At 61.1% G+C, this 23,958-nt stretch carries 23 protein-coding genes and 4 tRNA genes; 16 read left to right on the forward strand and 11 right to left on the reverse strand.

Features of this window, described 5'->3' with window-relative positions:
- Window positions 1-14: 14 nt before the first annotated feature.
- The gene (locus ACS92L_RS08655; protein ID WP_438764255.1) at window positions 15-359 is read right to left on the reverse strand and encodes a YkgJ family cysteine cluster protein; all 345 of its coding nucleotides are present in this window, start codon (window positions 357-359) and stop codon (window positions 15-17) included.
- Window positions 360-426: 67 nt separating this feature from the next.
- On the reverse strand, window positions 427-825 hold the full coding sequence (locus ACS92L_RS08660) for a DoxX family protein (RefSeq protein ID WP_438764256.1): 399 nt from the start codon (window positions 823-825) through the stop codon (window positions 427-429).
- A gap of 174 nt (window positions 826-999) precedes the next feature.
- Here ACS92L_RS08660 and metG point away from each other — a divergent pair, with 174 nt between their 5' ends.
- From metG to nth, 4 genes are all read left to right on the forward strand, one after another.
- Window positions 1,000-3,099, forward strand: coding sequence for a methionine--tRNA ligase (gene metG / locus ACS92L_RS08665; protein WP_438764258.1), 2,100 nt, complete (start codon window positions 1,000-1,002; stop codon window positions 3,097-3,099).
- A gap of 173 nt (window positions 3,100-3,272) precedes the next feature.
- Entirely contained in the window at window positions 3,273-4,862 is a 1,590-nt protein-coding gene (locus tag ACS92L_RS08670; protein WP_438764259.1) for a sensor domain-containing diguanylate cyclase, read from the forward strand.
- A 117-nt stretch (window positions 4,863-4,979) separates the two neighbouring features.
- Window positions 4,980-5,993 (forward strand): electron transport complex subunit RsxB, encoded by a 1,014-nt coding sequence (rsxB, locus tag ACS92L_RS08675; protein ID WP_438764260.1) that lies wholly within the window; start codon window positions 4,980-4,982, stop codon window positions 5,991-5,993.
- Window positions 5,994-6,033: 40 nt separating this feature from the next.
- Window positions 6,034-6,672, forward strand: coding sequence for an endonuclease III (gene nth, locus ACS92L_RS08680; protein WP_438764262.1), 639 nt, complete (start codon window positions 6,034-6,036; stop codon window positions 6,670-6,672).
- Between the two features lie 48 nt (window positions 6,673-6,720).
- Here the strand turns inward: nth and ACS92L_RS08685 are convergent, their stop codons facing one another.
- The 5 genes from ACS92L_RS08685 to ACS92L_RS08705 all read right to left on the reverse strand — a co-directional run bounded on the left by ACS92L_RS08685 (window position 6,721) and on the right by ACS92L_RS08705 (window position 12,850).
- The gene (locus ACS92L_RS08685; protein ID WP_438764263.1) at window positions 6,721-8,121 is read right to left on the reverse strand and encodes a Gfo/Idh/MocA family protein; all 1,401 of its coding nucleotides are present in this window, start codon (window positions 8,119-8,121) and stop codon (window positions 6,721-6,723) included.
- A gap of 118 nt (window positions 8,122-8,239) precedes the next feature.
- Entirely contained in the window at window positions 8,240-9,316 is a 1,077-nt protein-coding gene (locus ACS92L_RS08690) for a tRNA-queuosine alpha-mannosyltransferase domain-containing protein (RefSeq protein WP_438764264.1), read from the reverse strand.
- 111 nt (window positions 9,317-9,427) lie between these two features.
- Window positions 9,428-11,149 (reverse strand): SulP family inorganic anion transporter, encoded by a 1,722-nt coding sequence (locus ACS92L_RS08695; protein WP_438764266.1) that lies wholly within the window; start codon window positions 11,147-11,149, stop codon window positions 9,428-9,430.
- Between the two features lie 36 nt (window positions 11,150-11,185).
- A complete protein-coding gene (locus ACS92L_RS08700; RefSeq protein WP_438764268.1) occupies window positions 11,186-11,506 on the reverse strand; it encodes an HlyU family transcriptional regulator in 321 nt (106 codons plus the stop codon).
- A gap of 123 nt (window positions 11,507-11,629) precedes the next feature.
- Window positions 11,630-12,850 carry an argininosuccinate synthase gene (locus ACS92L_RS08705; RefSeq protein WP_438764270.1) on the reverse strand — a complete coding sequence of 407 codons (1,221 nt, stop codon included), beginning with the start codon at window positions 12,848-12,850 and terminating at the stop codon, window positions 11,630-11,632.
- A 255-nt stretch (window positions 12,851-13,105) separates the two neighbouring features.
- On the opposite strand from ACS92L_RS08705, the gene rnt reads away from it, so the two are divergent.
- Window positions 13,106-13,768 carry a ribonuclease T gene (rnt, locus tag ACS92L_RS08710; protein ID WP_438764271.1) on the forward strand — a complete coding sequence of 221 codons (663 nt, stop codon included), beginning with the start codon at window positions 13,106-13,108 and terminating at the stop codon, window positions 13,766-13,768.
- Between the two features lie 103 nt (window positions 13,769-13,871).
- On the opposite strand, the gene grxD is transcribed toward rnt, so the two are convergent.
- Complete coding sequence (gene grxD, locus ACS92L_RS08715) at window positions 13,872-14,219, reverse strand: Grx4 family monothiol glutaredoxin (RefSeq protein WP_438764272.1); 348 nt, start codon at window positions 14,217-14,219, stop codon at window positions 13,872-13,874.
- A gap of 357 nt (window positions 14,220-14,576) precedes the next feature.
- On the opposite strand from grxD, the gene argF reads away from it, so the two are divergent.
- Window positions 14,577-15,494, forward strand: coding sequence for an ornithine carbamoyltransferase (argF, locus tag ACS92L_RS08720; RefSeq protein WP_438764273.1), 918 nt, complete (start codon window positions 14,577-14,579; stop codon window positions 15,492-15,494).
- A gap of 143 nt (window positions 15,495-15,637) precedes the next feature.
- Here argF and ACS92L_RS08725 read toward each other — a convergent pair whose 3' ends face one another.
- The gene (locus tag ACS92L_RS08725; protein WP_438764274.1) at window positions 15,638-16,249 is read right to left on the reverse strand and encodes a hypothetical protein; all 612 of its coding nucleotides are present in this window, start codon (window positions 16,247-16,249) and stop codon (window positions 15,638-15,640) included.
- Window positions 16,250-16,354: 105 nt separating this feature from the next.
- Here ACS92L_RS08725 and ACS92L_RS08730 point away from each other — a divergent pair, with 105 nt between their 5' ends.
- The 3 genes from ACS92L_RS08730 (at window position 16,355) to ACS92L_RS08740 (ending at window position 17,159) form a co-directional block, all read left to right on the forward strand.
- The gene (locus ACS92L_RS08730; protein ID WP_438764275.1) at window positions 16,355-16,552 is read left to right on the forward strand and encodes a hypothetical protein; all 198 of its coding nucleotides are present in this window, start codon (window positions 16,355-16,357) and stop codon (window positions 16,550-16,552) included.
- 119 nt (window positions 16,553-16,671) lie between these two features.
- Window positions 16,672-16,902: a hypothetical protein gene (locus ACS92L_RS08735; RefSeq protein WP_438764276.1), complete on the forward strand. Its 231-nt coding sequence runs from the start codon at window positions 16,672-16,674 to the stop codon at window positions 16,900-16,902.
- Window positions 16,903-16,955: 53 nt separating this feature from the next.
- Window positions 16,956-17,159, forward strand: a complete 204-nt coding sequence (locus tag ACS92L_RS08740; protein ID WP_438764277.1) for a putative motility protein — start codon at window positions 16,956-16,958, stop codon at window positions 17,157-17,159.
- 85 nt (window positions 17,160-17,244) lie between these two features.
- Here ACS92L_RS08740 and ACS92L_RS08745 read toward each other — a convergent pair whose 3' ends face one another.
- Entirely contained in the window at window positions 17,245-17,688 is a 444-nt protein-coding gene (locus tag ACS92L_RS08745; protein ID WP_438764278.1) for a CBS domain-containing protein, read from the reverse strand.
- 387 nt (window positions 17,689-18,075) lie between these two features.
- A tRNA-Ala gene (locus ACS92L_RS08750) sits at window positions 18,076-18,151 on the reverse strand.
- Window positions 18,152-18,353: 202 nt separating this feature from the next.
- Between ACS92L_RS08750 and uvrC the strand changes: the two genes are divergently transcribed.
- From uvrC to ACS92L_RS08785, 7 genes are all read left to right on the forward strand, one after another.
- Entirely contained in the window at window positions 18,354-20,189 is a 1,836-nt protein-coding gene (gene uvrC, locus ACS92L_RS08755) for an excinuclease ABC subunit UvrC (RefSeq protein WP_438764279.1), read from the forward strand.
- A 72-nt stretch (window positions 20,190-20,261) separates the two neighbouring features.
- Window positions 20,262-20,810, forward strand: coding sequence for a CDP-diacylglycerol--glycerol-3-phosphate 3-phosphatidyltransferase (pgsA, locus tag ACS92L_RS08760; protein WP_438764280.1), 549 nt, complete (start codon window positions 20,262-20,264; stop codon window positions 20,808-20,810).
- Between the two features lie 83 nt (window positions 20,811-20,893).
- Window positions 20,894-20,968, forward strand: a tRNA-Gly gene (locus ACS92L_RS08765).
- Window positions 20,969-21,031: 63 nt separating this feature from the next.
- Window positions 21,032-21,105 (forward strand) — tRNA-Cys (locus ACS92L_RS08770).
- Window positions 21,106-21,170: 65 nt separating this feature from the next.
- Window positions 21,171-21,257 (forward strand) — tRNA-Leu (locus ACS92L_RS08775).
- Window positions 21,258-21,511: 254 nt separating this feature from the next.
- Entirely contained in the window at window positions 21,512-21,937 is a 426-nt protein-coding gene (locus ACS92L_RS08780; protein WP_438764281.1) for a GFA family protein, read from the forward strand.
- 373 nt (window positions 21,938-22,310) lie between these two features.
- Window positions 22,311-23,906 (forward strand): ABC transporter substrate-binding protein, encoded by a 1,596-nt coding sequence (locus ACS92L_RS08785; RefSeq protein ID WP_438764282.1) that lies wholly within the window; start codon window positions 22,311-22,313, stop codon window positions 23,904-23,906.
- Window positions 23,907-23,958 lie beyond the last annotated feature (52 nt).

Raw genomic sequence — 23,958 nt, forward strand, 5'->3', positions numbered from 1 at the left:
GATGACAACGCCCCTTACAGGGCATCGGCATCCGTCATGGGGGCATCGACAAGCCCATAGAGCGCCCGCTCTTCACGGCACTGGTAGCTGCCTTCCTCGAAGTCGCGACAGACCTGCGGGCGGCGCGGGTGAATGCTGCACAGCATGGTGTCGCGGTCCACCGCCGCACACCAGCCCTCTTCGTCCTGGCGCATCACTACGCCGCCCCACTCATCCTCCTCGATCAGACCATGAGGTACCCCGCGGGCCAGATCATCGTCGTCGAGCATCACCAGAAGCCGGCAGCAGCAAGCCTCGCAGTTGAAGCAGCTGACGCCTTCAGGGGGATCAATGTTATCAAGCTGGATATCACCGGACATGCCGCACAGCCATCAGTCAGTATGGGCCGGCCATTGTACACACCCGAAGCCGCAGCGGCGGTGGCATTTACGACACGGTATTGCGCCGTTTTCCGAGCGGCTGCGTGGACCATAAAATGCAGGCAATCAGCAGCACCTGCAGCGGCAGTCGAAACAGCAGCAGTAGTTCGGGCACATGGGGGAAGTCATCGGCGTGCCACCACATGTAGACATTGGCCGGCGTCACGCACACGGTCAGAGCTACCAGACCGAGCCCGGCAGCGCGACGATAGCGGGGCAGTAAAATGCCGATCGCCCCGGCAAGCTCGAAGGCCCCGGTAATCAGTACCGCCGGCGTTTTCAACGGCAATGAGGGCGGGATGATCGAGGCAAACGCCGCCGGCCAGACAAAATGGGCAATGCCGCCGAAAAAAAACCAGGTGAAGACAATGGCAAGGGCGATGCGCTGCGCTCGGGTCATGGACATGCGGTGATCCCCGTAAGTGTCAGCCACGTATCGTGACAGCGCAGACACCCCGGGTCACCATCTGGCGCGAATCCCTGATGATCAATGCTACAATCGGCCATCGATTTCACCCTCTTCACCCCGTCCGGCGCTGCATGGCCCGGCCTCGGGTTTTGTCACGGGAACAGCCCTTTCATGTCGACCCCTACCACGTCAGATAACGCCACACGCCAGATTCTGGTCACCAGCGCCCTGCCCTATGCCAACGGCTCGATTCATCTGGGTCACCTGCTTGAGCATATCCAGACCGATATCTGGGTGCGTTTTCAAAAAAGCCGCGGCCACGAGTGTTACTACGTCTGCGCCGATGATGCCCACGGCACATCAATTATGCTACGCGCCGAGCAGGAAGGTATTACTTCGGAACAATTGATTCACAAATCCAGTGAAGAACATCAAGCCGATTTCGCCCGCTTCGGCATCAGTTACGACAACTACTATTCGACCCACTCGGAAGAGAACCGCGTCCACAGCGAGCGCATCTATCGCGCCCTGCGCGATGGCGGCTTTATCGCCACGCGCGACGTCGAGCAGATGTATGACCCCGAGCGCGGCATGTTTCTGGCCGACCGCTTCGTCAAGGGCACCTGCCCCAAGTGCCATACCGAAGATCAGTACGGCGACAACTGCGAAGCCTGTGGTGCGACCTATACCCCGGCCGAACTGCTCAATCCGGTCTCGGCGGTCTCCGGGGCCACGCCGGTGGTCAAAAGCTCGACCCATTACTTCTTCGAGCTGCCCAAATTCGAGCCGTTCTTGAAGGAGTGGACGCGTTCGGAACGCCTGCAGCCGCAGATCTCCAACAAGCTGCAGGAGTGGTTCGAGGCCGGGCTCAACGACTGGGACATCTCCCGCGATGCGCCCTATTTCGGCTTTGAAATTCCCGACGCGCCGGGCAAGTACTTCTATGTCTGGGTCGATGCGCCGATCGGCTACATGGCGAGCTTCCAGCAGCTCTGCGAGCGTGAAGGCATCGACTTTGATCGCTTCTGGAAAAAGGACAGTGACGCCGAGCTTTACCACTTCATCGGCAAGGACATCGTCTATTTCCACGCGCTGTTCTGGCCGGCGATGCTGGAAGGCGCCAACCTTCGCACGCCCACCGGGGTCAACTGCCACGGTTTCGTGACCGTCAACGGCGCCAAGATGTCGAAGTCCCGCGGCACCTTCATCAAGGCCGAAACCTATGAGCAGTTTTTAAACCCCGAGTATCTGCGCTATTACTTCGCATCGCGTTTAACGGGCGGCCTTGATGATCTTGACCTCAACTTCGAGGACTTCGCCGCCCGCGTGAACGCAGATCTGGTCGGCAAGGTGGTCAACATCGCCAGCCGCTGCGCCGGTTTCGTGAAAAAATCCGGCGGCCGCCTGTCCGCAACCTGCGCCGAACCCGAGCTGGTGCAGCGCTTCATTGACGAAGGCGAAGCCATCGCAGCCGATTTTGAAGCGCGTGAATTCGCCCGCGCGGTGCGTCGCATCATGGCACTGGCCGATGACGCCAACGGCTACATCGCTGAAAAGGCCCCCTGGGCGCTGGCGAAGGAAGAAGGTCGCGAGCAGGAGGTGCTGGATATCTGTTCGGTGGGCATCAACCTATTCCGCCAGCTGGTGGTCTATCTCGCCCCGATCGTGCCGCGGCTTGCCGAGGGTGCCCGCACCTTCCTCAACCTCGAGACGCTGAACTGGGCCAGCCGCACCGCCGTGCTGCTTGACCACCCGATCGAGAAGTTCAAACCGCTGATGACGCGCGTCGAGAGCGATAAAATCGATCAGATGATCGAGGCCTCAAAGGAAGATCTCGCCGTCGAGAAAAAGCTCAAGGACGACGCAAAGGCCGCCCAGGGTGAGGCGACCGCCGCACCGGGCGCCGGCACGGCTGAAGCGCCGGCTGCCGACATCGAGCCCATCGCCCCGGAAATCACCATCGATGACTTTGCGAAGGTCGACCTGCGCATCGCCCGCATCGAGCAGGCCGAGTATGTCGAAGGGGCCAAAAAACTGTTGAAACTGACGCTCGATATCGGCAGCGAAACCCGCACGGTCTTTTCCGGCATTCGTGCCCAGTACGCCCCCGAGGCGCTGACGGGTCGGCTGACCGTCATGATCGCCAATCTGGCGCCGCGCAAGATGCGCTTTGGCCTGTCAGAAGGCATGGTGCTTGCCGCCGGAGATGACGACGGAATCTATCTGCTCTCCCCCGACAGCGGTGCAACGCCGGGCAGCCGCGTGAGCTGATCACGCCACCCTGTCACACCCGACGCCAGCCTCTCCGGGGGCTGGCGTTTTTCGTTGTACGCCTCATGCATCACATCTTCATAAATCATGAGGTGCGCCGATATAGCCGTACTCTTACAAGCGTTGTCCGGTCATTTTCCCGGTGGCGCCAGGTGGTATGGATACCCGACGCCATGCATTCACTACGATTTCGCTTTTTTCTGTCTCTTGTGCTGGTGGCGTGTGTCGCCCTGCTGGCGCTGTGGGGTATCGCCCATTTTCTGGTCTACCCCGATCTGTTGGAGCGTGAAGACGACTACGTGGCCCGCGAGATGGGACGGGTCGAGAGCGCCTGGCAAAACGATCTGAACAGACTCGGTGGTGAAACGCGCGACTGGGCCAGCTGGGACGATGCCTACGAGTTCATGCAGGGCAGGCGACCCGGTTTTGCCGAAAAGAATTTCAGTCAGGAAATGTTCGAGGACATGGAGCATCTGATGATGGTCTTCATGCGCCCGGATGGCACACCGGTGTGGATGGCCGGCTACAACCGCGACACGGATCAGTACGGCACCTGTCATTCGGCCACCGAGCGCTGTCGCTGGATGTCACCGACCCTTACCGTCATTCAGGAGCACGTGCGCCATCAGGCTCCGGAGCTGGATAAATGGCTTTTAAGCGTGCCGGCACCGGCCATGATCGCCACCAGCCCCATCGTGCCGACCGAGCGTGGCAAGGCCCCGCCGTTGGGCTGGCTGGCCGTGGTACGCAGCATGGATCGTGACTGGTTTGAATCCACGCGCGATCAGACCGGCGTCGATGTGTCCATCGACCCCATCCTGCATCCGGACCTGGTCGTCAAACCGCCACCCGTTATTCGCATCAGCGACGACCAGCTGCTGGCGATTCGATGGCTTGATGCCGCGCCGGGGGACAACAAGCTCTCCCTGCAGGCCACCCTGCCGCGACGCGACTTTGTGGCCAATGCCGCCTCGTTCGATTTCGCCATGCTCTGGACCATCGGGGTTTTGTTCGCCGCAGTCGTCGTCATTCTGGGGCTGCTGGAGCTTATCGTGCTGGCCCCCACCCGACGGCTCGCCCACTTTACCCGGGAGCAGCGCCGGGAAGATTCGTTTTCCGACAGCCTGCCGGTCAGTCTGATTGCTCGACGCGACGAACTCGGTAGCCTGGCGCGTGAATTCCAGCATCTTTTGATGCATCAGAAAGCACGTACCGACTCGCTGGAGCAGCTGAGCCATCGCGACCATCTCACCGGATTGCTCAATCGGCGCTATCTGGACGAGTACCTGGTTCAGTCTCTGACAAATGCTCACCAGAACCATCACGCCGTCGGGCTGATCATTATCGATATCGACTATTTCAAGACCTATAACGACTGCTACGGTCATCCGGAAGGCGACCACTGCCTGACGCGAGTGGCCCGCATTCTCGATCGGGTTGTGGATGATCAGGGCATCGTGGCGCGCGCCGGCGGCGAAGAGTTCATCGTGGTGCTGCCCGATGTGACGCGCAAGCGGACCTGGCGCATGGCCGAGCAACTGCGTCTGGCCGTGGCCGGTCTGGCCCTGCAGCACGAGCCCTCACCGGTGGCCGACCACGTCACGATCAGCGCCGGCATGGCGATCAGCCTGCCTCAGGCACCCTGTCAGCCGGCCGAGCTGATGCGCCTGGCCGATGAAAGCCTCTACCGTGCCAAACAGGCGGGCCGCAATCAGGTGGGCGCACGCATCAGAGAGCCCTGGTACCAGCCCCAAACCCTCTAGACGCTCGCCCGGGCAGCAGCGCAGCGATTGAAGCGCCGGGTTCGAAGCAGGGAGGCATTGCGGGTATAATCGCTGTAACTTCAACGATTACCACTTCCGGGCCCGTCGACCATCTGCATGAGCGCCTCTGCCAGCATTACCGTCACCGATATTGATCATTTGCTGCCCCAGACCCAGTGCGGCAAGTGCGGCCATCCCGGCTGTCGCCCCTACGCCGAAGCCATTGTCGAGGGCGAGGCCATCAACCGCTGCCCACCAGGCGGCGAGACGACCGTCGCAGAACTTGCCGAACTGCTGGCGCGCCCTGTCATACCATTGGAGGTAGACGCCGAATCGCCAAAGGCCGCGATCATTCGCGAAGACGAATGCATCGGCTGCACCAAGTGCATTCAGGCCTGCCCGGTGGATGCCATCCTTGGCGCGTCAAAGCAGATGCATACGGTGATCGAGGCGGAATGTACCGGCTGTGAACTCTGTGTGGCGCCCTGTCCGGTGGATTGCATCGATATCGTGGCGCATCCGGGCTGGCAGGCTACCCGTGACGAGCGCGAGCAAAAGGACTGGCTGGCGCGACGCGCCGAGCTGGGTCGCCAACGCTTTGAAAACCGCAACGCCCGCCTCGAGCGCCAGCGCCAGGAGAAGGAAGCACGCCGTCGCGAGCGCATGCAGGCCCGCCGCCAATCGCGCGATGAGGTGCAGGAGCAGACAGCGCCCGTCCCCTCCACCAGCGCACCGGCCACCCCGAAGCCCACCGGCAATGCCCGGGCCAGAAAGGCAGCCATCAGCGCCACCGTGCGCCGGCTGGAAAAACGCCTGAGCGTCGACCCCGCGAACCAGGAAGATCAAAACGCCCTTGAGCAGGCCCGCCAGCAGCTGGCCGATCTTCAAGCGCAGGGTGAGACAGGCGCTGCCTCGCCCGGCCGGGACACTGCCCCATCGAGCACGCTCAACTCCCTGCGCATCGCTCGCTCGGCGGCAAAACAGCGCCTGGCGCTGGCCAACCGCCAGCTGGCTCATGCCAGACGCCAGCGCGGCCCGGAAGAGATTGACGCGGCGCAGGCCCTAGTCGCGCGCGCCGAGAAAACCTGGCAGGACGCCTGTCAGGCGCTGGACAACGCCGAACGTCACTGAATACGCCACCGCCCCCTTTCCTTACCTGTCGATCAGCCTGATGAACAACGAAAAACGTCGCGAAATCTTTCGCCGCCTGCGCGAGGCCACGCCCGAGCCCACCACCGAGCTTGCCTGGTCGTCACCCTTTGAGCTGCTGGTGGCGGTGGCGCTGTCGGCCCAGTCCACCGATGTGGGCGTCAACAAGGCCACCGCGCGGCTCTTTCCCGTTGCCAATACGCCGCAGGCCATCGTCGATCTCGGCCTTGAAGGTGTGAAGGACCACATCAAAACGCTCGGGCTTTATAACAACAAGGCCAAAAATCTGGTAGCGATGTGCGAGCTGTTGCTGCGTGATCACGACGGCGAGGTGCCTCGCACCCGCGAAGGGCTCGAAGCGCTGCCCGGCGTCGGCCGCAAGACCGCCAACGTCATTTTGAACACCGCCTTTGGCGAATCCACCATTGCGGTGGATACCCATATCTTTCGCGTTTCCAACCGCACCAATCTGGCGCCCGGCAAGAATGTCGATCAGGTCGAGCAGAAGCTTTTGAAGGTGGTACCGCGGGATTACAAAAGAGATGCCCATCACTGGTTGATCCTGCACGGACGCTACACCTGCATCGCGCGAAAACCGCGCTGTGGCAGCTGCGTGATCGAGGACCTGTGTGAGTATCGGGACAAGACCGAACCGGTATAAACCATGACCGTCAGCGCCCGGGGCGGGCGCTGACGGTCTCATCGAGTATCAGCTGTCGCTTTGCTGCCAGACATCGGGCAGGTTGGGGCTGTCCGTGATCAAAAGATTGGGATCGCGTTCGTAGTCCGACTCGATGCTGACCATCTCGCCGGTGGCGGCCGATTCATAGATGGCGCGAATGATGCGAACGTCCTGCATCCCTTCCTCGCCCGAGGCGTGCGGCGCGGTATCGTCCTGAACACACCGGGACAGGTGATCCATTTCGGCGGCAAACTGGTCGATCTCCTGAATGGACGGCTCGATGCGCTGGTTGCCATCATCCACGATCAGCCAGTGGTTGTAGTAGTTAGACAGCGGCGCCATGCGCAGCCAGGCCTTCGTGCCGAACACGCTGGCTTCATTGTTTTTCGGCGTGGAGTAGGACGAGGTGCAGTTGGCCACGGCGCCGTTCGGAAAGATCAGCTGAAAGGCGACATTGTCCTCGACCTGGGCAAAGCGCGGGTCATCCTCACGGCTGTGAATGCGCGCAAAGACCTGCGTCGGCTCTTCGCCAAGCAGATAGCGCGAGGCGTTGAGGGCATAGATGCCAATGTCATACAGCGAGCCGCCGCCGGCCAATGCCTTGTTGAGACGCCACTGTGCCGAGGGTTCTTCCGGGTCAAGTGACACCCCGGTATTGACGCTCAGCAGATTGACGTCCCCCACCATGCCGTCGCGAATGGCCTTGATGGCCGCCAGGTTGTGCGGCTCGAACTGCTCGCGATAGGCGATCATCAGCTTGCGGTCGTTGTCGCGACAGGCCTCGATCATGCGCTGACACGCCTCGACCGAGGGCGCCATCGGCTTTTCACACAATACGTGCTTGCCGGCCTGCGCCGCGCGAACGGTAAACTCCTCGTGCAGCGCGTTGGGCAAAATGATGTAGACGATATCGATGTCATCGTTGTCGCTGATCTCATCGAAGTTGTCGTAGCTGTAGATGCCGGAATCGGCCACGCCGTATTGCTGTGCTACCTGACGCGCCTTGTCGGCGTTGCCGCTGACAACGCCTGCCAGCCGGGAGTGCGTGCTGTTGCCAAAGGCCGGCAGAATCTGGTTGAGCGCAAAATCGCCAAGACCGACCACCGCCCAGCCCAGACGCTCATCGGGGGCAACGGGATCATACTGCTCGAGATCCGGCATTGGACGCCCCGTGGCCGAAGCGGGTACCGAGCTGACGCCTTCCGGCGCCGTGGCGCCGTTGCCGAAATCGAACTCCTGTCCGTTTGACGCCTGACGGCCACCGCTGCGGGCGCTGCCCTCGCCGCTGGCCGCCGCATGGGCAAAGGCGGGCCCCAGGGCACCGGCTGCCAGCAGCGCACCGCTGGAGCCCTGCAGGAAACGACGACGGTTGATGCTGAAGGTGGCTTCTTCATCACGATCGACGTGATGCTGGTCCTGCTCGCTCATAACACACTCCCTGTATCCATGACGGTTAACGCGGGCAGTGGCTCAGGTGTAATGTCCGCTGCCCCTGACAGGATAGACAGACCAACGAAATGCTCGCCTCGCCGCGCTTCAGGGGCAGTTAATCTACGCCCTTCCCGGGTGACCGGCCCAGCGCGTCGGCGTAGCGCCCGGCCATCTGCGGCCAGGTCCAGGCACCGATATCAGGCGGTTTCGGACGCGTGCCGGGCGCTGTCAGCCACTGCTCGAGACGGGCAGTCAGCGCCTCGCGGCTGCCGTCATAGCGATACTCGGGCGCGTAGTATTCGGGAAAGCACAGCCGCGCCGGCACCAGCGGCACGCAGCCATGCTGCACCGCCTCCATCACGGCCAGGCCCTGGAATTCATGCCAGGCGCTCGAGACCGCGATGCCGCCCCGACCCAACTCCTCAAGATAGCGCGAGCGTGTCTGGTGCCCCCAGCAGGTAATGTGGCGCGCCAGACGCGTCCAGGCCTGCTCGAACACCTCGGGGGTCTTTCGAAAGACCTGGCCCATCACCACCAGCTCAAACTCGAAGCCTCGGTCGGAGAGCGTTTCAAGCGCGCCAAAGAAATCCTCCGGGTTCTTGTCGTATTCCCAGCGGTGATTCCAGACAATGCGTGCCGGCGCGTCCTGCCCGGCCGATAAAGTGTTATCGAGCGGCCACAGCGGCACCGGCAAAATCTCCGAGCGCGCCCTGAGCGTCTCCAGACGCATCGGCGCCACCCGCTCGGGCATCCTTTTCAAAAATGCGGCCACGCCTTCAAAAAAGCTGTCCCGATTCCACTGACTGTTGAACAGCACGTGATCGGCGGCCAGCGCGCTGTAAAGATTGACCATCAGCGGCTCGATACGCGGCGTCTGATTCCGCCCCAGCGGATAGGCGAACTGGTTTTCGTGGAAATAGACAACACGACGGGCCCGCCCCAGGTGCGGATATAAACCGACAAGCGTGGCGAGATCGACCAGCGAGGTGGCCACAATCAGATCAAAGGACTGCGACAGCGTCTCGTCATGCTCGCTCATGAAGCTCAGCGGGTTGCCGCGCACGCGCCACTGAAAGTGGCGCGGCGCCAGCTCGATGGCCGTCCAGTCGATGGCGTCCAGATGGGCCATCAGACCGCGCGCCCAGTAGCGGTGGCTGTCGGCGGCATAGGCCGATAGCAAAAGCGCCTTCATGGCCGGCGTACCGGCAGTGACAGTAAAGACATGACAACAGGGCCCTCAGAAAGCAAAGGGCCCCATTGTAGAGTGCCGCGCGTCTGGTGTGGTCAGCCCGGCGGCACAGGTCTAGATATTGAACTCGATGCCGTCGTCCGACAGCGCCTGCCAGGCCGCAGCACAGGTAAAAAACACCCGCGGGCGATGATCGCTCATAAACGCCGTATGACGCAGCTGATCGCGCACCGGTCCTCGCAGCTCGGCCAGATGCAGCGCGATCCCCTGCGCTGCCAGACGCTCATCCAGGCCTTCCAGGGCGTGAAGCGCGGCGCCATCGATATGAGTCACGCTGCTGAGCACCAGCACCATGTCGGTCACCTGATCACGCTCGGAGAGATGCTCGTTGATCCAGCGCTCCAGCGCGCCCATGTTGGCAAAATGCAGGTTGGCATCCGGGCGCACCAGCATCAGATGCGGCAGGCGCTCGACGTCAAAGCGCTCGCAGTTGCGAAAGCCGCCGTCGGGCAGCTGGCCGATCTCGGCAATATGCGGTCGGCTCGTGCGCGCCAGCAGCAGCGCCAGCGCAATGCCCACACCCGCTAAAAGCCCCTGCATGACCCCCAGCAGCAGGACACCGGCAAAGGCGGCAAGCCAGGCCAGGCCGTCACCGCGTGAATAGCGCCAGGCCCGCCACAAGGGGCCCGGATCGACCAGCGGGATGGCCGCCTGAATGACGATCGCGGCCAGCACGGCCTGCGGCAGCGGCGCAAACAGCGATGTGGCAAACAGCAATACCACCATCAGCGCCAGCGCGGCATAAAGCGATGACAGCGGTGTTTTCGAGCCGGCCTGGTCGTTGACCACCGCGCGCCCCAGCCCGCTGGTGACCGGAAAACCGCGGGTCAGGGCCGCCAGCAGATTGGACGCGCCCAGCACCCAGAGTTCGCGCTGCGGATAGAGCCGCTCGCGGTGTTTGGCCGCCAGCGTCTGGGCCACCGAAATGGCGCTGACGTAGTTGATCAGCGCGATCCCGAGCGCCGGCAGCCACAGCGCGTCCACGCCTGTCAGGGTAAGGGTTGGCAGCGCCGGCAGCGGCAGCCCGGCGGGAATCTGCCCGACCCGGGCCAGCGTGCCGGGCCACAGCGGTACCAGCAAAAGTGCCAGAATTAAAACGATCAGCGGGCCGGTCTTGCCCAGCACCGTGGCCGTCGCCTCCGGCAGACCCAGGCGCTCGAGCAGCGGTGACAGCCCTCGACGCATCAACAGCAGCAGTACCATGGCACTGCCGCCAAACAGCGCTGCCCCCGGCGCGATATCGCCCAGTGAGTGGGCCAGCGTCAGCAAGCGGTCGACGGCGTTGCCGGTTGCGTCGCCGATCCCGAGCAGGTCGCCGGTCTGCGAGAGCACGATCATCAGCGCCGACGCCGTGGTAAAGCCCTGCATGACGCTGGGACTGACGAAATCGATCAGACGCCCCAGCCGGCAGGCATGAATCAACAGTAGCCAGCCGCCGACCAGCGCCGCCAGAAGCGCTGCGTGTCCGACGTAATCAGATAACGGTATATCGGCATCGCGCAGTGTCTCTCCCACCAGCAGCGAGGTCAGCGCCATGGGCCCCATCGCGATGACGCGACTGGTGCCGAAAAGCGCATACAGCACCAGCGGCGCCAGTGCCGTATAAAGCCCGGCCTGCGCCGGCAGGCCGGCAAGGGTGGCATAGGCCATGCCCTGGGGGACCAGCAACGCGGCGGTGATCAGCCCGGCAATCAGATCGCTGACGCGATCCGCTGTCGAAAGCCGGCGCCAGCGCGAGAGAGCCGGCAACAGCATGGGTCTACCGGTATCGGACATGCGTCCTGTGACTCCTTTGCAGCAGTGCCATCGGGTTCAGGCCGGGCGGTGCGGGTCTTCAAAGAGCCGCTCGCCCTGCTCATCGATGTAGCGTTCGGCCTTGGTACGGGTCATGTCGATACAGCTGTCGATATCGGCCAGCACATCGGAGCGTTCAAAGCGCAGCTCCTCCGGTTCGCCGCTGTCGCGTGTCCGACGAATCAGGCCGCTGACGCGATACTGCCCACCCGCTGGCGCCGGTGTGATGACGATCTCGCAGCCCTTGTATTCCACGGTATCGGCCACCTGAGGCGAGGATTTGTCAGCGCCGGGGGCACTACCCTGCCCTCGCAGGGCCTCGAACAGTCTTTTCAGCATGAACCGCTCCTGATGGTTCTGGTGTCGGCACGCAGGCTGTGCGGTCTGCGCGCGCCCTTGCTTGAGTCTGACACAAAAGGGGCCGCTGAAAAGCGGCCCCTTCGTGATACAGCGCATGCCTCATCAGTCGTCAAGACGACCCTTTTTCGCGGCAATGCGCAGGCGCAGAGCGTTGAGCTTGATAAAGCCCTCGGCATCCTTTTGGTCATAGGCGCCGGCATCGTCTTCAAAGGTGGCAATCGAGGCGTCAAACAGCGAGTCTTCCGACTCACGGCCGACCACGATGACGTTGCCCTTGTAGAGCTTGAGACGCACCACGCCGTTGACGCTGCCCTGGGACTGATCGATGGCGGCCTGAAGCATCTTGCGCTCCGGGCTCCACCAGTAGCCGTTGTAGATCAGCTCGGCGTATTTGGGCATCAGCTCGTCTTTCAGGTGCGCGGATTCACGGTCCAGCGTGATCGATTCGATCGCGCGGTGGGCGCGCAGGATGATGGTGCCGCCCGGGGTTTCGTAGCAGCCGCGCGATTTCATGCCGACGTAGCGGTTTTCAACGATATCCAGACGCCCGACGCCGTTTTCACCGCCAACCCGGTTCAGCCAGGAGAGCACGTCGTGCGGCTTCATGGTCTGACCGTCGATGGCCACGATGTCGCCATGCTCGAAGGTCAGGTCGATGTAGGTGGCCTGATCGGGTGCGGCTTCGGGACTGACGCTCCAGCGCCACATCTCTTCTTCGGCTTCGGTCCAGGGGTCTTCCAGCACGCCGCCTTCATAGGAGATGTGCAGCAGGTTGGCGTCCATCGAATAGGGAGATTTTTTCTTGTTCTTGGCGTAGTCGACCGGGATGTCGTGCTCTTCGCAGTAGTTCATCAGCTTTTCGCGGGAGTTGAGATCCCACTCGCGCCACGGGGCGATGACTCTGACGTTGGGCTTGAGCGCGTAGGCGCCCAGTTCGAAGCGCACCTGGTCGTTGCCCTTGCCGGTGGCACCATGGGAGATGGCATCCGCCCCGGTTTCGTTGGCGATCTCGATCAGGCGACGCGCGATCAGCGGGCGGGCGATCGAGGTGCCCAGCAGGTATTCGCCTTCGTAGATGGTGTTGGCACGAAACATCGGGAAGACGTAGTCCCGCACAAAGGTTTCACGCAGGTCTTCGATGTAAATTTCCTTCACACCCAGCGCCTGTGCCTTGGCACGTGCAGGCTCGACCTCTTCTCCCTGACCCAGGTCAGCCGTGAAGGTCACGACCTCGCAGTCGTAGGTTTCCTTGAGCCACTTGACGATCACGGAGGTATCAAGTCCCCCGGAGTAGGCCAGGACAACCTTTTTTACATCGGACATACCGGCTCCTTAAGGCGTAGTCATGCTTTGAGTGTATCGTGAGTATATCGTCACCGGAACGCGGCGAATACCGCGTCACGTGCGATGGATGGGATTGCCGGCAAGCACAATGCTACACTGCGCCCCTGCAAACCGAATTCATCTTTCGACCAGAAGGCTTCCTGTGCCGGTCACCATATCTGCGGGCCCTGCCCGGTCATACGCATCCCCGATTCCCATGACGTTTTCTGCTGTCTGCGACAGGAGAACATGGCGATGAACGATATTGTCCCGAAACTCATGTCCGGTCGCTTTCGCGGCTTCATGCCCGTGGTGGTGGACCTGGAAACCGGTGGTTTCAACGCGCGCACCGATGCCCTGCTTGAAATCGCGGCCGTCACGCTGACCATGGACGAACAGGGGCATCTGCTGCCCTATGAGACCGTGTCGTTTCATATCGAGCCGTTCGAGGGCGCCAACGTCGAGCAGTCCGCGCTCGATTTTACCGGCATCCGTCTGGACAGCCCGCTGCGTCAGAATGCGGCGCTCAAGGAAAAGGAAGCGCTCGAGGAGATCTTTCGTCCGGTGCGCAAGGCGCTCAAGTCCCATCAGTGCAACCGCGCCATTCTGGTCGGTCACAATGCCGCCTTCGACCACGGCTTTCTCAATGCCGCCGTCGAACGCGCCGGCATCAAGCGCAACCCTTTCCATCCGTTTTCAAGCTTTGATACCGCAACGCTTTCGGGGCTGGTTTACGGGCAGACCGTGCTGGCCCGGGCCTGTCGCGCCGCGGGCATCCCCTTTGACAGCCAGGAAGCACATTCGGCGCGCTATGATACCGAGCGTACTGCCGAGCTTTTCTGCGCCATCGTCAATCGCTTCAAGGATCTGGGCGGCTGGGATCTGGCGCTGCGCGAGCAGAGCATGGACGGCGACTAAGCGCTGCTCTACTGCTGTCGGCATTAAAAAACCCGCCTCCATGGAGGCGGGTTTTTAACGTTCGGAACCGGTCACCTGATGCACGACCCGGTGGTCATCGGGATCAGGCGTTGTCGCCTTCCTGCGGGGCCGCGTTGGCGGTCGCGTCCTTGATCATCGGCGCCAGCTCACCGTTTTGATACATCTCGACGATGATGTCACAGCCGCCGACCAGCTCACCGTTGATCCACAGCTGCGGGAAGGTGGGCCAGTTGGCGTATTTGGGCAGCTCGGCGCGAATGTCCGGGTTGTCCAGAATGTTGACGAAGGCAAAGCGCTCGCCGCAGCCCATCAGCGCCTGTACGGCCTGAGCAGAGAAGCCGCACTGCGGCATCTGCGGTGAGCCCTTCATGTAAAGCAAAATGGTGTTTTCGTTGATCTGTTGCTTGATGGTATCGAGTGTTTCGCTCATGTTCGGTCTCCAAAAGGGGGCTTCAAGCGCCCATGAATGTTCTGGCCTCAGTGTACGCCGACATGGGGGCTAAATCAGCCCGGATCAAGGCGTGGCGATCACATGAAGTTGCGCGCTTAAAAGGCTCTGGTTAGGATGGCCAGGGATGACGGGGTACACCAGTGCCCGTTTTCCGCCATTGACCATGGCAATATTTCAAAGCGCCGCCAGCTCTCGTGCGGCGCTTTTTCGTTGGTTTTTCCGGTACATGGGCAGCATCAATACCAGAGGGTACGTCCCGTTTCGAGCGCCGCGTCGTGTGGCGCCTGGCGACGTGTCAATCATTGTGACGTTATGCACACACAGGAGCATCGAGACATGGCCCTTCGCCACTTTCTTACCCTGATGGATCTTTCCCCTCAGGAACTGGCCTATCTCATCGATCGATCGATCACCATCAAGCGTGAACTGGCCGACAACGGCCCGGTCTATACGCCGTTGAAAAATCGAACGCTGGCCATGATTTTCGAAAAATCCTCGACCCGTACTCGCGTCTCCTTCGAGACCGGCATGACACAGTTTGGCGGTCATGCGCTGTTTCTGTCACCGCGCGACAGTCAGCTGGGACGCGGCGAACCGGTCGGCGATACCGCGCGCGTGCTCTCCGAGATGGTCGATGCGGTGATGATCCGAACCTTCTCGCATGACAGCATCGAGTCGTTTGCCGATGCCAGCTCCATCCCGGTCATCAATGCGCTGTCCGATGACTATCATCCCTGCCAGCTGCTGGCCGATGTACAGACCTGGACCGAGTGTCGCGGCCCGGTGAAAGGCAAAACGGCCGTCTGGGTGGGCGATGGCAACAACATGTGCCACTCCTGGATCAACGCCGCCCGCCAGTTCGATTTCAATCTGCGCATTGCCTGCCCGGAAGGCTTTGAGCCCGATCAGGATATTCTTGAAGCCGCCGGCTCGCGCGTCGAAATCTTCAACGACCCGCAAGCCGCCATCGAAGGCGCCCACCTGATCACGACCGACGTCTGGGCCTCCATGGGCCAGGAAGAGGAACAGGCAGCGCGCATGCAAGCGTTCAGCGGCTTTCAGGTCAACGAGGCGATGCTCGATGCCGCCGATGACGAGGTCATGTTCCTGCACTGTCTGCCGGCGCATCGCGGTGAAGAGGTCAGCGAAACCCTGCTGGACGATCCGCGCGCCTTTGTCTGGCAGGAAGCCGGCAATCGACTGCACGCCCAGAAAGCCCTGCTTGAGTTTCTGATGGTCGGTCGAGTGAGTTGAATCGAAGTTTCGACGTCATCGCATGGGCGATGACGTCGAAAGGTTACTGCGCGTCGTGCTCATCGATGCCCTCGTCTTTTGTGACAATCTCGCTGGTCATCGACACTTTCATGCTTTCCCACAGCCGGTGCACGGCGTCCCGATCAGTGTTCATGCGCCGTCGCAGCTGTTCGTAATCCGTCAATAGCGTAATCAGATCCTGATTGGTACGGATGTCCTCGATCCCCTCCGGCGCCGGCAGGGGCTGTGTCAGATAGCGGGGCATGGGCGGCGGTGGCACCATCACCGGCGTCGTCTGCGGCGGCGAGCTGGCGCAGCCACTGATGTACCCCGTCAGGCACAGCGTGATCAGCCCATTTCTTTGATGTCTGGTCATCGTTGATTATCCTTTCCAGCTGTTGTCGTTTGCCGGCCAGCGCCTGCTGATTTGCCTCGAGCTGCTGCTCACGACCGGCGCTTACCTCTGCCAGATGTTCGGCGTGCGCCTGCCAGGCACGCGCGACCAGCTGCTGGCGCTGCGCCAGCTCGTGCGCACTGCGGGCATCCTCCTGAGCACTGGACAGCGCCTGACGCCACTGATCGAGGCGCTGGGTAAAGCCCCAGAGTCCGCCCGCCAGCAGCCCCAGAGCCACCAGAGCGATCAAAAGCCGGGCAGGCACCTTGCCAAGACCCGCCAAAAGCAGGTTCCACATGAACATCTCCTTTCTGAGCATGTTGGTGTGATACAACCCGTCCGGATAATAATTATCCTTCATGGGTAATTATTGCGCCAAATGACGTCGCAATCAAGTTAAAAACTGTACGTATAACCAGTATTCAATGAATGACCAACGCCTTGGACCAACCAGTGAGATGACGAGATGACGACAGGAGATGAACTGGTCGTGGCGCTTGAAGCGCTGCCGGACAGCGCCGATGTCGGCACGCTGTTTCACCTGCGACTTGTGCAGGACAACGGAGCGTATGCAAGGTGTGCGCTGCTGATCAGGGAAATCGGCCCTGTGGAGGCCCTTTGCGAGGTACTTGCCGTTCACGCTGCAGAAGCCGACGGGCAATAACCTGATACGCCCGGGAGGGCCTGAATCGAGAAGGATTAAAGCCGCTGTATCCGGTGCCGATAAGACAGCCATACGGGCAGTCTGTGCTGTCCGACCAGGATGGCTATCAGGAGCGATTTATGCTTGCCACCGGAACGAAGGCATGGATTCCCATTGAATTGATGCCGCCGGATCTCAAGCCCGGCGATGAGTACCACATGATGTCGAGCGTCGTGTCACGAACAACGGCCAGCGGCAACGACATCCATGACTATTACCGGGTCAGAATCACCGGTCTTGTGCCCGAGGCGGCAGAATGCGTGGTACTCGAGACGCTGTCGCCCGAGGCCGCCGAAGCCGTCGTCGGCTAAGGCGCCACCCGCTGCAGGTGCAGCGGTGATCCACTCGATGCAGGAGAACGTCCATGGATATGAGCGTTAACAGCATGGTCAGTGCCTCGATGGCGCTGCAGCAGCACCAGCTCACCAGTGACGTACAGACCAGCGTTTTGAAAAAATCGCTGGATGGTCAGGCCGAGCAGATGACGCAGCTGATGTCATCGGTCGCCACGGCGCCGCAGCTGGCGACCGAAGGCATGGTGGGAACACGCATCAACACCACCGCCTGACAGCGGCTTTTGCCGCACTCTGGCCATAACGTAAAGGCGCCACCCTCGCGGGTGGCGCCTTTAATACATGACGGTTGATCATCGCTCAGTCGGCCGGCGCGTCAAGCAGCGTCACCGCCAGGCGCACGAAGTCCACCGAGGAGAGGATGCCGACAAGGTGACCCTCGGCGTCCAGCACCGGCATGGCCCCCTGACGGTGCGCAAGCAGCTGCCGACCGGCCTCGGCAAGGGGCGTGTCGAGTGACAGCGTGAGTATGTCCTTTGAGGTGACATCCGCCAAAGGGATTCGCGCCAGATGATGGGCCAGACGCTTTGCGCCGAAGGTATCGGTAATGCGCAGCGCCTCTTTCAAGACCACTTTCTGATTGAGCAGTCCCGCCAGCCGCCCCTGTTCATCCAGTACCGGGAGGTGACGTACCCGGTGTTCCCGCATCAGCTCGTTACCGTCGTGAAGCGTCTGCTCAAGACGCAGGGTCACGATATCCCGACTCATGATGTCGGCGATCGACGCCTGTGTGCTACTGCTCATGTTGTGCTGTCCCGCATCAGGTTCGTACTTCGGCAACGCAATACCGAAGACAATTATCCCCTATCATCTCACCGATGGCCTCAGGGCCTCGCTGATCGAGGTGCCGTCACGGAAAGAGACACGGCAGGCGACGGATACGCACGCCTGCCGGCTCTCCCCTGTCTTTCTTATCGGCAGCGAACGGCCAACACACAGGGGACTGGCCGACAAATACCAGACAACGCTGATCGAAGGTAATGGGGAGCGCGCGCAAGCGTCCACATGACGGGGCTGACCCAGCGCTTGCCGGATCAGGTATCAAACGCTTTTGCGGGATCGAACAAAACGGTCGGACACAAAAAAGCCGCTTCAGCGAGGTGCTGCAAGCGGCTTTTTTGAGGATGTTGTTGGTGGAGCCTAGCGGGATCGAACCGCTGACCTCAACACTGCCAGTGTTGCGCTCTCCCAGCTGAGCTAAGGCCCCGAACCGGTGCGTAATATACGACGCCTCTCTTTTTTCGTCAAGCGCCTTTTCCTCTCAAGGCGAAATACTGGCCCGAAAACGCGAAAAGCCCCCACTCTTGCCACCGGATGGCGCGGACACGGGCGGGGATGGCCTGGGGATGAGCACGGCCTTTTCGGCGTTATCTGTTAAAATGAGGTCACTATCACTTGCGGAGGCCATCATGAACGATGAGGTGATCACGGCGTTCGATCCACGCCAGTTTTTAAAAACGGTCACCGAATCACCGGGCGTCTATCGCATGCTCGATGAACACGAGAATGTCCTTTATGTCGGCAAGGCCAAGCGACTCAAGGCGCGACTGTCGAGCTATTTCCGTAATACGGGGCTCAACGCCAAGACCCAGGCGCTGGTCAGCCGCATTCGCGATATTCAGGTGACCGTTACCCGCAGCGAAACCGAGGCACTGCTGCTGGAGCAGACGCTGATCAAACAGCAGCGACCGCCCTATAATATCCTGCTGCGCGACGACAAGTCCTACCCCTATATCTTTGCCAGCGACCGACACCCCTACCCGGCGCTGGAACTGCGGCGCGTGCGTCAAAAGCGCGGCGATGGTCGCTATTTCGGCCCGTTCACCAGCTCCGGCGCCGTACGCGAAAGCCTGTCGCTGATGCAAAAGATCTTTCGCATCCGCAACTGCGAAGACTCGGTGTTTGCCCATCGAAGCCGGCCCTGCCTGCAGTATCAGATCGATCGCTGCACGGCACCGTGCGTGGACTATATCAGCCAGGAAGACTATCAGCGCGACCTGAACCACGCGCTGATGTGCATGGAAGGCAAAAGCGATCAGGTCACGAAAAAACTCTACGCCGACATGGAGACGGCCGCGCAGGCACTCCAGTTCGAGCAGGCCGCCTTTTTGCGTGATCAGGTCCAGCAGCTGCGCCGCCTGCAGAGTCAGCAGTCGGTGGACACCGCCGGTGGCGACGCCGATGTCTTTGCCCTGGCCGAACGGCCGGGCGGGCTGTGCGTCAGCGTGTTGATCATCCGCCAGGGGCGAGTGCTCGGCTCGCGCCATCACATGCCCGACAACGGTCTGGACCTTGCTCCCGAAGCGCTGCTGAGCAGCTTTGTCAGCCAGTACTATCTGGGTCAGAGCAATGAAATGCCGGCCGAGGTGCTGACCTCACACCCTCTGGAGGATCAGGAGGTCCTGCAGGAAGCGCTTTCCGAGCACGCCGACAGACGGCTGCGCATCGCCCACCAGGTGCGCGGCCACCGCGCCCAGTGGCTGGAGCTGGCCCGTACCAACGCCGATCAGCATCTGGCCACCAAGCTGGCCAGCCGTCAGCAGCTCAATGCCCGCTTCAAGGCGCTGGCCCAGGCACTCGACCTGGAAGAGACGCCTCAGCGGCTGGAGTGCTTTGATATCAGTCACAGCAGCGGCGAAGCCACGGTCGCCTCCTGCGTGGTATTCGACCAGAGCGGCCCGATCAAGTCGGACTATCGCCGTTTCAATATTGATGGCGTGGCCGCCGGTGACGACTACGCTGCCATGCGCCAGGCCCTGACGCGGCGCTACAAGCGCATCCAGAGCGGTGATGTGGCAAGGCCTGACATCCTGATCGTCGACGGCGGCAAGGGCCAGCTCAACATGGCTCGCGAGGTGTTCGAGGAACAGGGTGTTTTCGACATTGTGCTGCTGGGGGTGGCCAAGGGCACCACGCGAAAGCCGGGGCTCGAGACGCTTTTTATCGACACCGTCGAGCGCAGCCTGACGCTGGAAAGCACCTCCGGCGCCCTGCACCTGATCCAGCACATTCGCGATGAAGCCCACCGCTTTGCCATCACCGGACATCGTCAACAGCGTGACAAGGCGCGACGCTCGTCTACCCTTCAGGAGATTCCCGGCATCGGCCCCAAAAGACGCCGGGAGCTGCTGCGCCATTTTGGCGGTCTGCAGGGCATTCGCAACGCCTCCCGAGACGATCTCGCCCGCGTTCCCGGCATCAATGCACAACTTGCTACACAGATTCATCAGGCACTGCATGGCTGACGGCGCGAACAGGCGTTAGAATCCAGCACTCTTGCAGGTATGTTTCACCCCCGGTCAGGACCCGATAGTGCCATGAGCATCCCCAATATCTTGACGCTGACAAGAATCGTACTCATACCGCTTCTGGTCATCGTGTTCTACCTGACGACCGGCTCAAGCAATCTGCTGGCCGCCTTGTTGTTTACCATCGCCTCCATCACCGACTGGTTCGATGGATACCTGGCGCGCCGCTGGAACCAGAGCACGCCCTTTGGCGCCTTTCTGGACCCGGTCGCCGACAAGCTGATGGTCGCCGTTGCTCTGGGCGTTTTGATCGAGTTCTACAGCGACTGGATTCTCACGCTGCCGGCGCTTGTGATCATCGGTCGCGAGATTGTCATCTCGGCACTGCGCGAGTGGATGGCAGAACTTGGCAAGCGTGCCAGTGTTTCGGTTTCAAGCATCGGCAAGTACAAGACCGCCTTTCAGATGATCTCGATCATTTTGCTGCTCGGTTTTGCGCCAGGAACGCTTCTGGCACAGGCAGGCTTTTTGCTGCTGTATCTGGCTGCCATCCTGACGCTGTGGTCGATGTACAAGTATCTGCGCGCCGCCTGGCCGGAACTGACACGCTCGATGTGAGCGTAAGCTGTGGTTCGGGTGCGATTTTTACCGGGTTTCGTTTGACACCTTTATGTCACATCGGTATATTTCGCACCCGTTGAGCGGGAATAGCTCAGTGGTAGAGCATCGCCTTGCCAAGGCGAGGGTCGGGAGTTCGAATCTCCTTTCCCGCTCCATCCCTTACGGGATCAACGGACAGGTCAACGAACAACAACGCTTCGTTTTCCGAACCGTTTTGAGGCTGGATGGCAGAGTGGTTATGCAGCGGACTGCAACTCCGTGTACGCCGGTTCGATTCCGACTCCAGCCTCCATCTCCCTTCTGCCTGACTCTCGGCCGCCTTTAGATGGCCTCAAGCAGATTAGCCGTCGACTCCTCGCCCGGATGGCGGAACAGGTAGACGCAAGGGACTTAAAATCCCTCGACCGCAAGGTCGTGCCGGTTCGATTCCGGCTCCGGGCACCAAACCTTTCAGCAAGACCTTCTCCTGCTCCCTGTTTTCTTTCAGGCCCTATCTGTCTGATATCCCCTGTTGGTTTTACAGCTTTTGCTTTATTTCGATGCATCCATCTCAACGCCCAAAATTGGCGCGGATAACGTACATCTGTCCTTTTAACCGTTTGCCTCGATTAACTATTCGGCTGATATAGAGAATTTCGAGCAGCCCGAAATGCCGTGTGCTTGACTGACATGACACTTCGCATTTCGGAGAATGCCCGATGGCAACCAGTACCTATCACCTGAGCTGCGACTGCGGCGACGTCAAAATTATCGCGCGCGGCGAACCCGAAGTATCGCTTTACTGCCACTGCGGTAGCTGTCGAGCGCTGTACGGCACGGTCATGCTGGCAGCAACTGTCTGGAGTGACGACAAGGTAGAACTACCGGGTTCGGATCGAGTCATCGACTACAAGATGAGCGACCGTGACATGCGCCGCTTTGTCTGCAAAAACTGCGGCGTGACGGTCTATGGCCGACACAGCCCTGGCATGCCCGTCATTCCTCACTCAATGTTTCGCAAGGCTAATGGCGGCGAACTGCCGGCCGAACTCGCCCCCACCATGCATCTCTTTTACCGCGACCGCGTTCTGGATGTGGCAGACGATCTGCCCAGGTCCGAAGGCGGTGAGCTGATAGGCATGTAACCCTTTCCACCGGGCAAGACGGTGGTCCCGGCGACAGATTACTTCCTTCCTCTATCTTATCGTGCTGATAAAAAGCATATGGCATCGACAACACCGTGTATCGATGCCAATGCGGATGGGCCGATGGCCACATTTGCTGCACGCCGCGCCGCGATCCTTTCGTCTTTTTCAAACCGTTCGCTGTCGCTATTAGACACAGGTCCAGGCCCTGAGCGTGATAGCAGCAATTGACAGCCTGCCCGGCCCGGGCATAGTTTCATTGCGTGACGTTGTGTCATGACGTTACCCCCATGAGGCCGACCCACTGCCGGTCTCATGGCGACAACCGGCCTACCCGACCGGTCCAAACCAACAATATACAAAAGACGTGCTCATGACTCAGACAATCCCTCGCCGGCTGATGCTGGCAGGTGGCCTGCTACTGGCGGCCACCGGTACGGCCCATGCCAAGACCCTGGTCTACTGCTCGGAAGCCAGCCCCGAAGGCTTCAACCCGCAGCACTACACGGCCGGGACGACCTTCGATGCTTCCTCGCGCACCATCTACAACCGACTGGTCGAATTCGAGTCGGGCACGACCGAGATCAAGCCGGCGCTGGCCGAGTCGTGGGAGGTCTCCGATGACGGCAGGACCTACACCTTCCACCTGCGTCAGGGCGTCAAATTCCAGACCACGGATTACTTTACGCCATCGCGCGAATTCAACGCCGATGACGTGCTCTACTCGTTCAACCGCCAGCTCCAGGACGATCACCCCTGGCACGGGGTCGGCAGCGGCTATGAGTATTTCGAAGGCATGGGCATGCCGGATCTGATCGAGCGTGTCGAAAAGGTCGATGATCACACTGTACGCTTTCACCTGAGCCGCGCCTCGGCCCCTTTCCTGTCTGACATGGCGATGGATTTTGCCTCGATCCTCTCGGGCGAGTACGCCGACCAGCTGATGGAAGAGGGCCACCCCGAGCGCATGAACCAGCAGCCGCTGGGCACCGGGCCGTTCGTCTTTGCCGGCTTTCAGCGTGACGCCTATATCCGCTACCAGGCGCACCCGGAGTACTGGGATGGCAAATCGCCGCTGGACCGGCTGGTCTTTTCGATTACCCCCGACGCCTCGGTGCGCTTTCAGAAGCTGCAGGCCAACGAATGCCAGGTCATGGTCTTCCCCAACCCGGCCGATCTGGAAGCGATGCGCAACGACCCCAACATCAACCTGGAGTCGGCCGAAGGGCTGAATGTGGGTTATCTCTCCTTTCAGACCGAGAAACCGCCGTTTGATGACCCGCGTGTTCGCCGCGCGCTCTCCATGGCCGTGGATCGCGATGCGATCATCGAGTCGGTGTATCAGGGCGCCGGCGAGAAGGCCAGAAACCCGATCCCGCCGACGCTCTGGGGCTATGACGACAACGTCGAAGAGATCCCGTATGACCCGGAACAGGCCAGAAAGCTGCTGGCCGAGGCCGGCGCCGAGAATTTGAGCACCCAGCTGTGGGCCATGCCGGTGCAGCGCCCCTACAACCCCAACGCACGGCGCATGGCGGAAATCATCCAGTCCGACTGGCGTGAGATTGGCGTCAACGCCGAGATCGTCTCCTACGAGTGGGGCGAGTATCTGCGTCGCGCCAGCGAGGGCGAGGCCATGACCGGCCTGTTCGGCTGGACCGGCGACAACGGCGACCCGGACAACTTCCTCAATACGCTGTTGTCGTGTAATGCCGCGCGCGATGGCTCCAACTACGCCAAGTGGTGCAACCAGGAGTACGACGACATTATCCGTCAGGCGGCCACCGCCACCGACCAGGACGAGCGCTCGGATCTGTACGTGCAGGCGCAGGAGATCTTCCGTGATCAGATGCCCTGGCTGCCGATCGCCCACTCGATTGTCTACGACCCGGTCCGCAGCAACGTCACCGGCTATGAGGTGCAGCCGACCGGCTCGCACATCTTCTATGGCGTAGATATCGAGGAGTAGCGCCTCTGGCGTAGGATATGGCCCCGCTCATTCGAGCGGGGTTTTTCATGTC

The sequence above is a fragment of the Kushneria halocnemicola genome (assembly GCF_965650455.1).
Taxonomy (GTDB): domain Bacteria; phylum Pseudomonadota; class Gammaproteobacteria; order Pseudomonadales; family Halomonadaceae; genus Kushneria.

Bases quoted from the DNA above. Each gene is read 5' to 3' on its own strand.
- ACS92L_RS08655 (WP_438764255.1), bottom strand. From the start codon at position 359: ATGTCCGGTGATATCCAGCTTGATAACATTGATCCCCCTGAAGGCGTC.
- ACS92L_RS08660 (WP_438764256.1), bottom strand. From the start codon at position 825: ATGTCCATGACCCGAGCGCAGCGCATCGCCCTTGCCATTGTCTTCACC.
- metG (WP_438764258.1), top strand. From the start codon at position 1,000: ATGTCGACCCCTACCACGTCAGATAACGCCACACGCCAGATTCTGGTC.
- ACS92L_RS08670 (WP_438764259.1), top strand. From the start codon at position 3,273: ATGCATTCACTACGATTTCGCTTTTTTCTGTCTCTTGTGCTGGTGGCG.
- rsxB (WP_438764260.1), top strand. From the start codon at position 4,980: ATGAGCGCCTCTGCCAGCATTACCGTCACCGATATTGATCATTTGCTG.
- nth (WP_438764262.1), top strand. From the start codon at position 6,034: ATGAACAACGAAAAACGTCGCGAAATCTTTCGCCGCCTGCGCGAGGCC.
- ACS92L_RS08685 (WP_438764263.1), bottom strand. From the start codon at position 8,121: ATGAGCGAGCAGGACCAGCATCACGTCGATCGTGATGAAGAAGCCACC.
- ACS92L_RS08690 (WP_438764264.1), bottom strand. From the start codon at position 9,316: ATGAAGGCGCTTTTGCTATCGGCCTATGCCGCCGACAGCCACCGCTAC.
- ACS92L_RS08695 (WP_438764266.1), bottom strand. From the start codon at position 11,149: ATGTCCGATACCGGTAGACCCATGCTGTTGCCGGCTCTCTCGCGCTGG.
- ACS92L_RS08700 (WP_438764268.1), bottom strand. From the start codon at position 11,506: ATGCTGAAAAGACTGTTCGAGGCCCTGCGAGGGCAGGGTAGTGCCCCC.
- ACS92L_RS08705 (WP_438764270.1), bottom strand. From the start codon at position 12,850: ATGTCCGATGTAAAAAAGGTTGTCCTGGCCTACTCCGGGGGACTTGAT.
- rnt (WP_438764271.1), top strand. From the start codon at position 13,106: ATGAACGATATTGTCCCGAAACTCATGTCCGGTCGCTTTCGCGGCTTC.
- grxD (WP_438764272.1), bottom strand. From the start codon at position 14,219: ATGAGCGAAACACTCGATACCATCAAGCAACAGATCAACGAAAACACC.
- argF (WP_438764273.1), top strand. From the start codon at position 14,577: ATGGCCCTTCGCCACTTTCTTACCCTGATGGATCTTTCCCCTCAGGAA.
- ACS92L_RS08725 (WP_438764274.1), bottom strand. From the start codon at position 16,249: ATGAAGGATAATTATTATCCGGACGGGTTGTATCACACCAACATGCTC.
- ACS92L_RS08730 (WP_438764275.1), top strand. From the start codon at position 16,355: ATGACGACAGGAGATGAACTGGTCGTGGCGCTTGAAGCGCTGCCGGAC.
- ACS92L_RS08735 (WP_438764276.1), top strand. From the start codon at position 16,672: ATGCTTGCCACCGGAACGAAGGCATGGATTCCCATTGAATTGATGCCG.
- ACS92L_RS08740 (WP_438764277.1), top strand. From the start codon at position 16,956: ATGGATATGAGCGTTAACAGCATGGTCAGTGCCTCGATGGCGCTGCAG.
- ACS92L_RS08745 (WP_438764278.1), bottom strand. From the start codon at position 17,688: ATGAGCAGTAGCACACAGGCGTCGATCGCCGACATCATGAGTCGGGAT.
- uvrC (WP_438764279.1), top strand. From the start codon at position 18,354: ATGAACGATGAGGTGATCACGGCGTTCGATCCACGCCAGTTTTTAAAA.
- pgsA (WP_438764280.1), top strand. From the start codon at position 20,262: ATGAGCATCCCCAATATCTTGACGCTGACAAGAATCGTACTCATACCG.
- ACS92L_RS08780 (WP_438764281.1), top strand. From the start codon at position 21,512: ATGGCAACCAGTACCTATCACCTGAGCTGCGACTGCGGCGACGTCAAA.
- ACS92L_RS08785 (WP_438764282.1), top strand. From the start codon at position 22,311: ATGACTCAGACAATCCCTCGCCGGCTGATGCTGGCAGGTGGCCTGCTA.